At 64.7% G+C, this 12,815-nt stretch carries 11 protein-coding genes and 1 tRNA gene; 3 read left to right on the forward strand and 9 right to left on the reverse strand.

Features of this window, described 5'->3' with window-relative positions; translation table 11 throughout:
* Positions 1 to 95 precede the first annotated feature (95 nt).
* Together G7Y52_RS01185 and trmFO are read right to left on the reverse strand one after the other, a co-directional pair.
* A tRNA-Val gene (locus G7Y52_RS01185) sits at positions 96 to 172 on the reverse strand.
* 200 nt (positions 173 to 372) lie between these two features.
* On the reverse strand, positions 373 to 1,728 hold the full coding sequence (gene trmFO / locus G7Y52_RS01190; protein WP_165064806.1) for a methylenetetrahydrofolate--tRNA-(uracil(54)-C(5))-methyltransferase (FADH(2)-oxidizing) TrmFO: 1,356 nt from the start codon (positions 1,726 to 1,728) through the stop codon (positions 373 to 375).
* Positions 1,729 to 2,125: 397 nt separating this feature from the next.
* Here trmFO and dut point away from each other — a divergent pair, with 397 nt between their 5' ends.
* From dut to G7Y52_RS01205, 3 genes are all read left to right on the forward strand, one after another.
* Positions 2,126 to 2,581 (forward strand): dUTP diphosphatase, encoded by a 456-nt coding sequence (dut, locus tag G7Y52_RS01195; protein WP_165064933.1) that lies wholly within the window; start codon positions 2,126 to 2,128, stop codon positions 2,579 to 2,581.
* A gap of 344 nt (positions 2,582 to 2,925) precedes the next feature.
* Complete coding sequence (locus G7Y52_RS01200) at positions 2,926 to 4,125, forward strand: aspartate aminotransferase family protein (protein WP_165064809.1); 1,200 nt, start codon at positions 2,926 to 2,928, stop codon at positions 4,123 to 4,125.
* Between the two features lie 173 nt (positions 4,126 to 4,298).
* Entirely contained in the window at positions 4,299 to 4,517 is a 219-nt protein-coding gene (locus G7Y52_RS01205) for a TraR/DksA family transcriptional regulator (protein WP_165064812.1), read from the forward strand.
* A gap of 459 nt (positions 4,518 to 4,976) precedes the next feature.
* Here G7Y52_RS01205 and G7Y52_RS01210 read toward each other — a convergent pair whose 3' ends face one another.
* The 7 genes from G7Y52_RS01210 to jag all read right to left on the reverse strand — a co-directional run bounded on the left by G7Y52_RS01210 (position 4,977) and on the right by jag (position 12,636).
* Positions 4,977 to 5,981, reverse strand: coding sequence for an inorganic phosphate transporter (locus tag G7Y52_RS01210; protein WP_165064815.1), 1,005 nt, complete (start codon positions 5,979 to 5,981; stop codon positions 4,977 to 4,979).
* Positions 5,974 to 6,603, reverse strand: coding sequence for a DUF47 family protein (locus G7Y52_RS01215; protein WP_165064818.1), 630 nt, complete (start codon positions 6,601 to 6,603; stop codon positions 5,974 to 5,976). Before G7Y52_RS01215 ends, G7Y52_RS01210 begins: the two co-directional genes overlap by 8 nt.
* A 285-nt stretch (positions 6,604 to 6,888) precedes the next feature.
* A complete protein-coding gene (locus G7Y52_RS01220; RefSeq protein WP_165064821.1) occupies positions 6,889 to 7,986 on the reverse strand; it encodes an RNA pseudouridine synthase in 1,098 nt (365 codons plus the stop codon).
* A complete protein-coding gene (locus tag G7Y52_RS01225; RefSeq protein WP_165064823.1) occupies positions 7,987 to 9,189 on the reverse strand; it encodes a GAK system CofD-like protein in 1,203 nt (400 codons plus the stop codon).
* On the reverse strand, positions 9,186 to 9,812 hold the full coding sequence (locus tag G7Y52_RS01230) for a 3'-5' exonuclease (RefSeq protein ID WP_165064826.1): 627 nt from the start codon (positions 9,810 to 9,812) through the stop codon (positions 9,186 to 9,188). Before G7Y52_RS01230 ends, G7Y52_RS01225 begins: the two co-directional genes overlap by 4 nt.
* 66 nt (positions 9,813 to 9,878) lie before the next feature.
* Positions 9,879 to 11,294: a tRNA uridine-5-carboxymethylaminomethyl(34) synthesis GTPase MnmE gene (mnmE, locus tag G7Y52_RS01235; RefSeq protein WP_165064829.1), complete on the reverse strand. Its 1,416-nt coding sequence runs from the start codon at positions 11,292 to 11,294 to the stop codon at positions 9,879 to 9,881.
* 160 nt (positions 11,295 to 11,454) lie between these two features.
* Positions 11,455 to 12,636 (reverse strand): RNA-binding cell elongation regulator Jag/EloR, encoded by a 1,182-nt coding sequence (jag, locus tag G7Y52_RS01240; RefSeq protein ID WP_165064832.1) that lies wholly within the window; start codon positions 12,634 to 12,636, stop codon positions 11,455 to 11,457.
* Positions 12,637 to 12,815: the final 179 nt, after the last annotated feature.

The raw sequence follows: 12,815 nt of genomic DNA on the forward strand, positions 1-12,815 counted from the left end.
GGCAGACCTCCCCAATGCGCCGGAATGCTCAAGCGCGGTTCGCCTTTTGCGCGGCGCGCTTTCTATGCTGAGGGGAAAATCCCCGGAAGTACAATTGGTAGGAACGAGCAGACTTGAACTGCTGACCCCTTCCGTGTCAAGGAAGTGCTCTAGCCACCTGAGCTACGCTCCTACAGAGCAGAGGCAAGGGGCTATATAGCCGCTGAAGCCGTTGCCGTCAACCTTTTTTTGCGGGATTGGCGCACGTTCTGCCGCCGCGCCTTGGAGCCTTTTGCTAATGGACTCAGCTGAACGCTCTCATAGAGCATTTTCACTTTGAAAATGCTCTGCTGACGCGAAAGCGGCGCAGCCCTGATCCTCTTGGGCGGCGCACTACAGCGCCCCCCTGCTCCCGACCTCGGCCAGCCAGGCCGCGAAAGCCGCCTGGGCGCGGGCCGCGTACAGGGCCTTGCGTTCCTTTTTGCGGGCTTTTTCGTCCAGTTCCGGCATGAGCCCGAAATGCGCGTTGGAAGGCTGAAAATGCCTGGCCGGGGTTTGCAGATGCCGCAGCAGCGCGCCCAGGGCGCTCTCCGGCGGGGGCGGCGGCAAGGCCACGCCGCGCGCGCGGGCCGTCAGCAGCATGCCCAGCCAAAGGCCGCAGGCCGCTGACTCCACATAGCCCTCCACGCCGGTGATCTGCCCGGCCAGAAAAACATGCGGCAGGGCCTTGAGGGAAAGATCCGCGTTGAGCACGTCCGGCGCGTTGACGTAGGTATTGCGGTGCATGCTGCCGTAACGGGCAAATTCCACGCGAGCCAGGCCCGGAACCAGGCGAAAAACCCTGGCCTGTTCGGCCTGCTTCAATTTTGTCTGACAACCCACCAGATTGCAGGTCTCGCTGTTGGTTTTTTCGGCGCGCAGTTGCAGCACGGCCCAGGGGCGGCGGCCGGTGCGCGGATCCACAAAACCCACGGGCTTGAGCGGGCCGAACGTCAGGGTGCGCGGGCCGCGCTCGGCCAGAGCTTCCACGGGCATGCAGCCTTCAAAGTGCTTTTGGCGCTCAAAATCCCGGGCTTCTGTTTTTTGCGCGGTCAGCAGGGCCTGATAAAAAACTTCATACTCCTCGCGGCTCATGGGGCAATTGAGGTAGTCGCCCTCCCCTGCGGGCTCGCCGTTTTCCTGCCCGTAGCGCGACCCGCGGAAAACCACGCTCCTGTCCAGGGTATGCGTCCAGACAATGGGCGCAATGGCGTCGTAAAAATAGCAGTGTTTTGTGCCGAGCGCCGCGGCCAGCGAGGCCGAAAGCCCCTCCGAAGCCAAAGGCCCGGCCGCGATCACCAGCGTCCCGAATCCGGCCAGCGCCGGGTCGTCCAAGGCTTCGACGCGTTGCTCCACCCGCCGGATATGGGGCTCGGCAGCCACGCGGGCGGTCATGGCTCGGGCGAAAGCCTCGCGATCCACGGCCAGGGCCTTGCCCGCAGGCACGCGGCAACTGTCGGCCGCGGCCATGAACGCGCTGTCCAGGGCGCGCATTTCCGCCTTGAGCAGACCCACGCCCGAGGTGCTTTCGTCCGAGCGCAGGGAATTGGAGCAGACCAGCTCGGCCAGATCGTCGCTGACGTGCGCGGGCGAACGCCAAGCCGGCTTCTGCTCGAAAAGCGTCACGTCAAGGCCCGCGCGGGCCAGACGCAGGGCGCATTCGCAACCGGCCAGGCCGCCGCCCACCACGGCTATGGATGTTGGTTGCATACAGACTCCTTGTGTCTTGGCGGCGCGGAACGCGTTGGAGCATTTGCCCTTACGAATGCTCCGGAAGGGCAAGACGCCGACGCAAGGGCATGCCGCCCCTTTGCGCAGGGCGGGCAACTGCCGCCCAAAGCCCTTCCCGCGTCCGGCGCCTGCCTGTCTGCCCGGCAGCTTGAAGAAAAACAAGGGCAAAGGCAAGCCCGTGCGCAGACTGGCATCTGAACGCCGTTTGCGCCAGGTTCCTGCTCCCGTATCTCAGTCCGCCATGTAACGCGCAAACGCGGGCTTGCTCCCGGCAGCAACCTGCGCTAAATCTCAGGGCGTGAACACGACAGCCCCCCCCACACCTGACGGCATGCCCTCCTTGCGTGACGCCGCTCCCGGCAGCGCGGCAGTGCATATGGCCTTTGTCCGGCCCGGCGCGCGCGAGCTCTACGTCCACGGGCAGAAAGATTTTCCGGCCCCGGCCACGGCTCTTTCCGCCGGATTTGACCTGCGGGCCTGCCTGGACGGTCCCGAAGCGCGTATCGCGCCGGGCGCGCGGCTGGCAGTGCCCACGGGCCTCAGCGTGCAACCCCGGCTGCCGGGCATCGCGGGCTTTGTCTATTCCCGCAGCGGCCTGGGCGCGCGAGACGGGCTCACCGTGGCGCAAGGCGTGGGCGTCATTGACCCGGACTATACCGGCGAAATTCTGGTGGTTCTGTTGAACACCTCCGGGGAAGAACGGCGGCTTGCCCGCGGCGAGCGCATGGCTCAACTGATTTTTCAGCCCTTTGTCCGCCCCGCGTGGCAGGAAGTGCCGCAACTGGCGGCAACCGGGCGGGGCGCGGGCGGATTCGGCCACACCGGCCGCTGATGCCCTTTTTGCATGAGGCGCGTTTCAAGCCTCGCGCTTGCGCGCACGCGCCCCTTGGGAGTGGAAGCGCTGCAATGCGCCCACAGCTCTGCAACGATGCGCAGGCGCATCATTGCCGCGAAATGTGCGCGGGCGGCCTTTAGAGCATTTTGCTTTTGAAATTATTCAATTTCAAAAGCGGCGCTGCCATCATTTCGCGTCCAGAACGCGGTCTGGACGCTCATTCGGCGCGGGCGTCCGCTCCCGCGGCCGCCAGAGCAATTTCAAAGTGAAATTGCTCTAACCCCGTAAGCGGGCATTTCAGGCATTACCTGTCGTAAACGGATGAAGAAAGGAGTCCGCGCATGTCACAAGCTTTCAATGCCGTCAAAACCGGAGAAGAAGATCTTCTCTGCCGCTCGTACAGCCGCTATCCGCTGGCCATTGCGCGAGGCAAGGGCGCGCGCCTCTGGGATGTGGACGGCAAGGAATATGTGGATCTGCTGGCGGGCATTGCCGTGGTGGGCCTCGGGCATTGCAACGACGAAGTCTGCGAGGCGCTGGAGCGTCAGTCCCGCAAGCTCTGGCACGTGAGCAACCTCTTTTACCAGCAGGAACAGCTTGATCTTGCCAGGCTGCTGCTGGCAACCAGCCATCACGGCAAGGCTTTTTTCTGCAATTCCGGGGCCGAGGCCAACGAGGCCTGCATCAAGCTGGCCCGCCGTTATATGCGCACCATCAAGCAGCGCGACGCCTATGAGATCATCACCCTGGAAGGCTGCTTCCACGGTCGCACGCTGGGAGCCCTGGCCGCCACCGGCCGCGAATCGCTGAGCAAGGGCTTCACGCCCCTGCCCGAAGGTTTCAGGCAGGTTCCGGCCGGCGATCTCGCCGCGCTGCGCGCGGCCGTCACTCCGGCAACGGCCGCCGTGCTCGTTGAGGTGGTCCAGGGCGAAGGCGGCGTTGTGCCCTTGCCTGCCGATTATCTGCACGGCGTGGAAGCCCTCTGCCGCGAGAAAGACATCATTTTTCTTTGCGACGAAGTGCAGGCCGGGCTCTGCCGCACCGGCAAGTTCTGGGCCTTCCAAAACTATGATCTCAAGCCCGACGCCATCAGCGTGGCCAAATCCCTGGCCAACGGCCTGCCCATGGGGGCCATGCTGGCCACCGACGAGCTGGCCCGCGGCTTTGAAGCGGGCAGCCATGCCACCACGTTCGGCGGCGGCGCCCTGCTCTCGGCGGCAGCCGCCAAAACAGTGGAGATCATGCAGCGCGATCATCTGGCCGAGCGCGCCGCGGCTTTGGGCGCGCGCCTCAAGGAGCAATTGGCTGCCCTGCAGCAACGCCTGCCCGGCAAAATCCGGGAAGTGCGCGGTCTGGGCCTGATGGTGGGCATTGAGCTGACGGAGCAGGGCCCCAAGGTCTGGGAAGATCTGCTCCACCAGGGTTTCATCTGCAACCTGAGCCACGGCACGACGTTGCGCTTGTTGCCGCCCCTGACCATTGAGCAGGCGGATCTGGACGATTTCGTGCGTCTCCTGGAGCAGATTCTGCAGAAGGCCTGAGCCGGGCCCGCGCAGATCGCTGTAGTGCCGTCAGCCCTGGCCGTCTGTCATGACCGGTTTACAGAAGCGCGTGCCTGTGTTATAGTAATAAAATCTGGTTGACAAAAAGTCGAACTTGTTACGGCAACCCCGCTTCGGCGGGGTTGCCGCTTGCTTTCGCTAAGGAGAAACTAATGGACGTGTTTGATCAGGCCACGGAGCTGGAACGCATGGACAGGGAATCCGCCTTGGTGCGCGCGCGTTCCTTGATGGATCACGGCGGCCCTGAGTGGATCAACGGTGTGGCCTGCTGCCGCGAATGCGGCGATCCCATTCCCCAGAAACGTCTGGATGCTCTGCCCGGCGTGGGTTTGTGCCGCGCCTGCCAGGAAGAACGCGAAAACAACCGCTGAATCCCCGCACATCTGCGCCCCCGGGGCGCTGCAGCCCGTATCAGGCCGGAACGCGGCGGATGCCGGAGTCTTGTTCCGCGGCCCAAAACAGCTTCGGGATTTCCCCGCAAGCCGTTCCGCAAGCCGTTGCGGCGACACAGACATGCCGGGGCAGTGTACGGCCGGTGCGCTCTGCGCGCAGGGGCCACCCTCGCCGAAGGGGGGCGCGGATGGGGAAAGCCATGCTTCTCCAGAGCAGATTACCTTTGACTTTTTATGAAAGTCAAAGGTGGCATTCAGGCGAAAAACGCGGTTTTCGCCTGAATATACGCCGCGTTGCGGCGGCTGCCGCTTTCGCGTCAGCAGAGCATTTTCAAAGTGAAAATGCTCCAGGCACCGGAACAATTTCAAAGCCAACGTGCTTTACGGCATCACACCAGAGCGTTTAGCTCATTTCATGAGCAAAACGCTCTAAACGCGCTAATTCCAGATAAAGTGCAGAAGCCAGTAGGAAACAAAGCCCACGCTCCCGGCGGCAGGCAGGGTCAGCACCCAGGCCGTGAGCAGGTTGCCTGCCACGTTCCAGCGCACTGCGGAAAGGCGTTTGGTGGAACCTACGCCGAAAATGCAGGCCGAGATAGTATGCGTGGTGCTCACGGGCGCGCCCACCAGGGAAGCGCCGGAGATCACCAGAGCCGCCGAAGTCTCGGCAGCAAATCCATGCACCGGTTCCAGCTTGAAGATGCGATGCCCCATGGTTTTGACGATTTTCCAGCCGCCCACGGCCGTGCCCAGAGCCATGGCGCTGGCGCAGGCCAGTTTGACCCAGAGCGGCACCTCCACCTTGTCGATTTCTCCAAAGATCACCAGGGCCAGAGTGATGATGCCCATGGTCTTTTGCGCATCGTTCAGGCCGTGGCTGGTGGCCATAAAACCGGCGGAAACAAGCTGCAAGCGCCTGAAGGCGCCATTGACCCTGCTGCGCGCGATGCGCGAGCAGACCCAATAGATGATCCACATGATCACAAAGCCCGCGGCATATCCGGCCAGAGGCGCGACGATCAGCGGGATCAGCACCTTATCCACAATGCCCTGGCCGTTGAGCGCGCCGAAACCGACATCCGCCACGGCCGCGCCGATCAGACCGCCGATCAGCGCGTGAGAGGAGGAGGAAGGAATGCCGTAATACCAGGTAATGCCGTTCCAGGCGATGGCGCCCACCAGAGCGGCCAGCACCAGCACATGGCTGCCTTCCACCACCTGCGGGAGCACAATGCCGCTGCCCAGGGTCCTGGCCACCTCAGTGCCCAGCAGCGCGCCGCCCAGGTTGAGCAGGGCTGCCGCGCCCACGGCAAAGCGCGGCGTGACCACCTTGGTGGAGACCACCGTGGCAATGGCGTTGGCGCAGTCATGCGCGCCGTTGGTAAAGTCGAAGGCCAGCGCCACCACAACGATGAGGACCAGGAGCAGGGGGACCTCAAACATTTTTCAGCACCGCTTCCTCAATGGTTTCAGCCAGGGCGTTGACCTGCTCCAGGAGTATGCTCAGGCGCTCGTACGCCTGACTCCATTTCAGGATCTGCATGATCCGCTGGGGCGTGATCTCCTGCTGTTCATCCATGAGTTCGGCCAGGCCCACGGCAAGCAGCATGTCGCATTCGCCGCGCAGGGTGCGAAAAGCCCGCGTCTTGTGGCAATCGCGCCGATGCGCGAGCCCCTCCAGCATCAGCCGGGTGAGATCGAGCATGGCGCTGATGGTCCGGACCATCTGCAGGGCCGGAAAACGAATGCGCGAAAATTCAAAAATGTGCAGGCGGGTGCTCAGGCTGTGCACGCAGTCCATGGACTCTTCCTGCTCCTGGTTGATCCGCAGGATGTCTTCGCGATCAATGGGCGTGATGAACGTCTGGGAAAGGGCGCGGATAATCCGGCTGTGCAACTGATCGGCTTCTTCCTCCAGAAAGGCGATTTCCTTATGCGCATTGTCCATGTTGGCGATATCTTCCAGCATTTCCACCAACAGACCGGCCATGCGGCGCAACAGACCGTTCTGCTCCTGCAGCATGGCGAAAAAAGGCGCGGACTTGGGTAGCAAGGCGGCAAACATGCGCTCTCCTGGTAGACGTGAGTTCCGTAACACCTGTTCTGTGCCCGACGCCCGGCGAAACGGCACATTAGAGCGTTTTGCTAATAAAATTAGCTAAACGCTCTGGCGGCCGCGGGAGCGGACGCCCGCGCCGAATGAGCGTCCAGACCGCGTTCTGGACGCGAAATGATGGCAGCGCCGCTTTTGAAATTGAATAATTTCAAAAGCAAAATGCTCTAAGGACGGGTGGCGCGCAAGCCCGACCTGGGAGACGTTCCTCGCGGGCTCTGCCGCGGCAGGCCGTTCTCAGGGCAGCGCCGCCCCGGGCCCGCGCTTCAGTATACCGCAAAACGTCGAGCTTTCAAGCCATTTTCTGGCTATCTCGGCAACCGGCGCGGGCAAGGCCCAGGCAGGCATGAGCAGGCACGCCGCGGCGGGCAGCCGCAATGCGCCGTGGTGCAGAAAAAAAACCGCGCCGGCATGCGCGGCGCTCTTCGGCCCGGGATCGCCCCCCTGCCCCGCGCCATACAAGGCGTCTCCCCACAACGGATAGCCCAGGGCCGCCGCATGCGCGCGGATCTGGTGGCGCGCGCCGCGCCGGATGCGGCAGGCGGCCAGGGTCAGGCCCCGCACTGTGTCCGCAGCAGGCTCTGGACCGGCAGCGCCGCTTCTCAGGCCCGCGAGCAAACGTGCCGCTTCCACGCCCTGCCAGCAGTGCAGGGGCCAAAATTCAGTCCAGCGCAGCGTGTCGCCCGCATCCGCGCGCACGCGGGTCTTGCGGCGGCCGTCCGTGCCCAGGGCCTGCCGCGCCGTGAGCGGGCCGGGCACAATTCCATCCAGCAGGGCCAGATACCGCTTTTCGCAGTGGCCCGCCGCCTCTGCCCGCCGGAAGGCTTTGGCCGCATCCTCGCTCAGGGCCGCGCAGACGATGCCCGAAGTGCCGTAATCCAGACGTTGCAAAAGGCGGGCGGCCGCGGCCTGCCCGGGCAGAAGCCGCGGCAGATGCGCCTCCAGGCTCGGCTGGCGGCTCCCGGCCAGGGCCACGCTGTGCAGCAGGGCGGGTTTGTACAAAAAGCAATACTCGCCCTGCCGGGCCAGGAGCCGGGGCAGATCCGCGGGAAAAGCCCCGGCCCAGGCACGGCGATCTTCCGCAGCATTCTGCGAGCGCCCCGCTGGCTCCGCGCCGCTGTCCCCGGCTGTTTTCGCCGCCTCGTCGAGGAAAAGAATTTCATCATCGGCATGCAGGCGGCAGGCCGCCGGGCGCCTTCGCCCGTTGAGCAGAACCCGCCCTTGCGCAATGCAGCGCCTGCGGCCGCGCAGCCCCATATCCGGCAAGAGAACGGCCAGAGCATGATCCAGGCGCTGCCCGGCCAGCGCCCCGGAAACCCGGCAACGCCGCTCCATTTATGCCGCGGGCGCGCCCGGCGCGCTCCCCTCCCGCGCGAGGCGCAGCAGGGCTCTGGCTGTAGGTTCCGGATCGTGGCGTTGGGGGTCGTCGCCGCGCACCATTTCCCGATCCACAAGGCGCAGGCCGCGCCGCTCCAGGCCGCGCACGACTTCCGCTGAAAGGCCGCCTTCATACCTGCCGTGGCGACTGTCCACCAGCACATACTGCAGGAGTTCCTCGGTGCGGGCCTGGGGCGCGTCTTCCCGCAGATGGCGCAAAAGCATATCCACCTGCCCTGTCAGGGAAAGGCCGCGCAATTCCTCGTCGCGCCCGGAATTGGGGATAAAAATCTTGGGGCAGGCAGCGGCAGCCACGGTGCGCCCCACGCCCTGCGGCAGCAGGTTGGCCAGCACGCTTGTATAAAAGCTGCCCATGGGGTAGCAGATGGCCCCGGCAGAGCTCAGGTACGCGGCCGCAGCCCCGGCCAGGGGCGGGCGGCAGGGCGTCTGCGGGCAGATCGCCGGGCCCGCGCAGGCCGGGCGTCCGGGTCGTTCCGGCTCATGCACCGTGAGAAAAAGACGACGCACCGGCTGGCTCAGATTTTTGAAGCGATGCTGGCCCACAAGGCGCGAGCCATCGGCCAGCTCGGCGGCCAGATGCAGGCTTTCGTCCACAATGGGCAAGACCACGCCGCGCGTCTGCAAAAGGCGGCTGAAAAAGGCCAGCACCGGGCCGAAATCGCGCTTGTGGCGCAAATAGCCTCCGGCCAGAACCAGATTGCCCAGGCTGGCCTGGCAGGGATCGAAATCTTCGGGCATACGCTCCAGAAAAAAAATCAGGTGCAGGCGCAACGCGTCCGCAAAGACGCCGGGCATGGAAGCCCAGAGAGCATGGCCTTCGCCGCCGAGTTCCCGCAACTCCTGGCGCAGAGCCCGGCGGTCTCCTGTGCATGGCAATCGACGGGCGCAGAATGCAAGCACGCTTTGCGGCACCAGCGCACTGTCGGCCAGGGCCAGCAGGCGGTTGCGAATGTCCCCCACCGCGGGCATGGCAAATGCCCGGCGCAGGGCAGCCGAGCTGCCGCCGGAATCAAAGGGCGTGACCAAATGCACGGAATTGTGGGTATGACGCGTCAACTCGCGGCTCAGATCGCGCAGAGCCGTGCCGCCGGTAAAAAAAACCAGCCGGGGCCCCAGGGCCGGAACATGCTCCCCGCTCACCTGCCGCTCTCCGTCGGCGGGGCGGCCCGGCCCGTGAGGCCCAGCTCGCGCATGCGCAAAAATATCTGCCGCCCGATCCAGGCGTCGGTGGCCGCATAGGCGATCTGGCGCTGACTGAGTTCCATAAGGCTCCAGTTGGAACACTGCGAGCCTTTGGAAATCCGCCTGCCGAACAAATTGGCCGCCAGTGTGCGCAACCCCTGGCTGGGCAGCTTGTGCGCCCGGGCCACGCCGCCCAGATCCACCAGGCCGGCCGGTTCAAAATCATGCAGTCTGGCCAGCTCGCGCATGTCGTCATAAATCCCCACGCCCGCTTTAATCTGATCAGGATTGGCAAGAATCTCGACAAGATACGGCCCAAAGGGAAGCCAGGTGAGTTGGATCAGATAGACGGCCTGTTCCGTGGCCAGTTGGATCAGCGCGGGCGCATTGACCTTGCCCTTGCGGAACGTGGGTCGCGTTTCCGTGTCAAAACCCAGCGCGCGCTCGGCGCGCAGGTCTGGCAAGGCCCGCTTCCAGTCGTCCAGCACGCGGATCAGATGCACAGGGCCGTGGTAATGGCACAAGGGCATGGCGTTGATTTCTTCGCTGCTCAGGCGGCGGCGCAACTGATCCAGATCCATGAAAAGCTCTGTGATGCCGGATGTAATGATGCTTTACAGCGCCCTTTCCTCAGGGAAGGGCAAAACCTATTTGCCGATGCAGAATTGGGCGAAGACTCCGTCCAGGACTTCCGCCGGGCTGGAAAGCCCGGTAACCTGGCCCAGCAGCGCAGCCGCGGCTTCGAGGCGCACGGCGCAGCAGTCGTAGGGCCGCTTGTCCCGCAGGTCGGCGGCCAGGGCCTCAAGCTCGACCAGAGCCCGCTCCAGGGCCAGGGCCTGCCGCGCGTTGGGGGCAAGGCCGTCGGATGCCGGTTGCTCCAGACTGCCAGCCAAAAGCAAACGGCGCAGGGCTGTGGCCAAAGCCTCCACGTTTTCGCCGGATTTGGCGCTTACGGCGCAGCAGGGCATCGCCCCGGCCCAGCGCGGCGGAAAAACCGCCGGAAGACAGAGGTCGCACTTGTTCCAGGCCAGCAGCACAGGCGCTTCCCCGGCCAGTTCCAACGCTTCCCGCGCAGCAGGGTCAGGGCAAACGCGAGCCTTTGCTCCTTCAGGGCCCAGGCGCGCGCCGTCCAGCACCAGAACAACCGCGTCGGCCTGGCGCAGTTTTTCCCGGCTCAAGGCCACGCCCAGCTCTTCCACGCTCTCCACGGCATTGCCCGCATCGTCCGTGGCGCGCAATCCGGCTGTGTCGGTCAGGCGCAGCGGCAGGCCGTCCAGAGTACAGGCCTCCTCCAGAAAATCCCGGGTGGTGCCGGGAATCTCCGTGACCAGGGCCCGGTTGCGGCCCAGCAGGGCATTCAGCAGGCTTGACTTGCCCGCATTCACCGCCCCGGCCAATACCACCAGGGCCCCCTGTTGCATGATCCGGGCTCTCTTCTGCCCCGCCAGCAACTGCCGGACAGCCAGCGCCACGCGGTTGACGGCCCGCGCAAAGGCTTCAGGCGCAAGACATTCCACTTCTTCCTCAGGAAAGTCCACTGCCAGACAGACTTGCCCGCGAAGGGCTTCCAACTCTTCGCGCAAGGCCAGCACCCTGCGGCCGAGCAGCCCGTCCAAACGGTTCAGACCGTACCGCAGGGCCTCGCGCGAAGGCGCGGCGATCAATTCGGCCACGGCTTCGGCCTGACTTAAATCCAGGCGACCGTTGCAAAAAGCCCGCCGGGAGAACTCGCCGCGCTGCGCCTGCCGCGCCCCCAGACGCAACGCGTTTTCGAGCACGGCCTGCACTATAAACGGGCCGCCGTGGCAATGGATTTCAGCCATATCCTCGCCGGTGAAGGTGCGCGGGCCGGGCATGAACACGGCCAGCACATCATCCAGGGCCTCGCCCTTGCAGTCAATCACCCGGCCCCGGTGCAACAGCCAGGGCCGGAAATTCTCAAAACGCGGCGACAGGGGCAGGAACATGCGCGCCAGAAGATTCTTGGCCTGTGGGCCGGAAAGGCGCACAATGCCGATGCCCCCGGCTCCCGGCGGCGTGGCTATGGCGGCGATGGTGGGCATGACTGCATTTGCTCCAGACTGTCTGCGCTCCGCGCTTTGAAAGCCTCCGGGCCGCGTTGTTTCAGGTTCAGAGGCCAGACGCCGCCCGCGCCCGAAGCGGCTTCCTCCGCCTGGCCCGCGTCTTTTCCGGCCGCGTCCCGGCAAAATCGTCTCCCGTTGCTCACGCCTTGCGGCGCATGATCACCACCCGCTTCATGGCTCCGTCGCCGGTGCTGCGCGTCTGCACGTCCTCGGCATCCTGCAGGCAAACATGCACAATGCGCCGATGGTAGGAGCTCAAAGGCCGGGTGGAATAGGAGCGCCCGGATTGGCGCACCTTTTCGGCCAATGCCAGAGCCATCTCGCGCAGCTTTTCATCCTGGCGCTGCCGGTACTCGCCCGCATCCAACTGCACGCGCACCGCGGCGTTCATGCCGCGCGAAACCACGCGCGAGACCAAATACTGCAAGGCCGCCAGGGTCTGGCCCTCGCGCCCGATCAGCAGGCCGGAATCTTCACCGCACTCCACACAGACCTGTACTCTGCCGCCGCCCACGCTGATCGCAAGCTGCACTTCCGCCCCCACAATGGGCCGCACCAGTTCCCGCACGGCCTCGTTGACCAGGGCTTCCAGGCGGGCGGCATCCAATTGCTCAACCGGCGTGAACGGCAGCCCTTCGCCGGCTTCCTCCAGGTCTTCATCCAGGCCGTCAACAGCGGCTTCGCTCTTTTTGCGGCTTTCCTCCCGGCGGGCACGCGCCTGCCCTTCGCCGCTGGCGCGGCCGCGGCCCCCACCGGCCCCGCGCCTCTGCTCGGGCCGGGCTTCGCTCCGGACTTCCTGCCGGGAGACGGCGGCCTGGGGCTCGCAGTTCTCGCTCGTGCCCTGGGATGCCTCTTGTTCGGGAGAAACGTCGGCAGGAATCCGTTCTTTTTCCGCTCCCACGGCCTCTCGGCATTCAGGGGGAGTCACGTCCTTGCGGGGCGCGGCCGGGCCGGAACGTCTGCCCGCGCCCGACGCGCCGGGCCCGCGGGAATTATCGCCGGCAGATTGCCGCCCTCCCGGCGAAGTCGGGGCATTTTTACGCCCCTGGCCCCTGCCGCCGCTTTTTTCACGGTCGCCTTCTTCCGTCCGGGCAGCGGGCTCCTCGCTCTTTTTCCCCAGAATGTTTTCCACGGTTTCGCGCAAGTGGGCGCGCCGGGCGCGGACCTTGGCCTTGCGCGCGCCCACTATGCCGAAAATGCCGGACTTGGCGTCCTGCAGGATTTCAATTTCAAGCTTTTCCCGCGCGGCATTGAAATAACCGCAGGCTTCCTCAATAGCGCTATCCAGGTTTTTGCCCTGGAATTCCTTGAACCCTTCCATACACAACCTCACTCACTGTAACGGCATGCCGGGAAGCGGCGGGCATGGCTTCGCCCTGCCAGAGCGTTTAGCTGATTTCATGAGCGAAACGCTCTGGCCCGGCGAACAGTACGGAGAAAGACAGCAGTGGGCTTGCACCGATACTTGTTCAAAAAAGCTGTCGATTCCCGTACTGCTCC

Source organism: Desulfovibrio sp. ZJ200, assembly GCF_011039095.1.
Taxonomy (GTDB): Bacteria; Desulfobacterota; Desulfovibrionia; order Desulfovibrionales; family Desulfovibrionaceae; genus Desulfovibrio.

What these genes read in the sequence shown, in the direction of transcription:
- trmFO (WP_165064806.1), bottom strand. Translation starts at nt 1,728, where the DNA reads ATGCAACCAACATCCATAGCCGTGGTGGGCGGCGGCCTGGCCGGTTGC.
- dut (WP_165064933.1), top strand. Translation starts at nt 2,126, where the DNA reads ATGGCCTTTGTCCGGCCCGGCGCGCGCGAGCTCTACGTCCACGGGCAG.
- G7Y52_RS01200 (WP_165064809.1), top strand. Translation starts at nt 2,926, where the DNA reads ATGTCACAAGCTTTCAATGCCGTCAAAACCGGAGAAGAAGATCTTCTC.
- G7Y52_RS01205 (WP_165064812.1), top strand. Translation starts at nt 4,299, where the DNA reads ATGGACGTGTTTGATCAGGCCACGGAGCTGGAACGCATGGACAGGGAA.
- G7Y52_RS01210 (WP_165064815.1), bottom strand. Translation starts at nt 5,981, where the DNA reads ATGTTTGAGGTCCCCCTGCTCCTGGTCCTCATCGTTGTGGTGGCGCTG.
- G7Y52_RS01215 (WP_165064818.1), bottom strand. Translation starts at nt 6,603, where the DNA reads ATGTTTGCCGCCTTGCTACCCAAGTCCGCGCCTTTTTTCGCCATGCTG.
- G7Y52_RS01220 (WP_165064821.1), bottom strand. Translation starts at nt 7,986, where the DNA reads ATGGAGCGGCGTTGCCGGGTTTCCGGGGCGCTGGCCGGGCAGCGCCTG.
- G7Y52_RS01230 (WP_165064826.1), bottom strand. Translation starts at nt 9,812, where the DNA reads ATGGATCTGGATCAGTTGCGCCGCCGCCTGAGCAGCGAAGAAATCAAC.
- mnmE (WP_165064829.1), bottom strand. Translation starts at nt 11,294, where the DNA reads ATGCCCACCATCGCCGCCATAGCCACGCCGCCGGGAGCCGGGGGCATC.
- jag (WP_165064832.1), bottom strand. Translation starts at nt 12,636, where the DNA reads ATGGAAGGGTTCAAGGAATTCCAGGGCAAAAACCTGGATAGCGCTATT.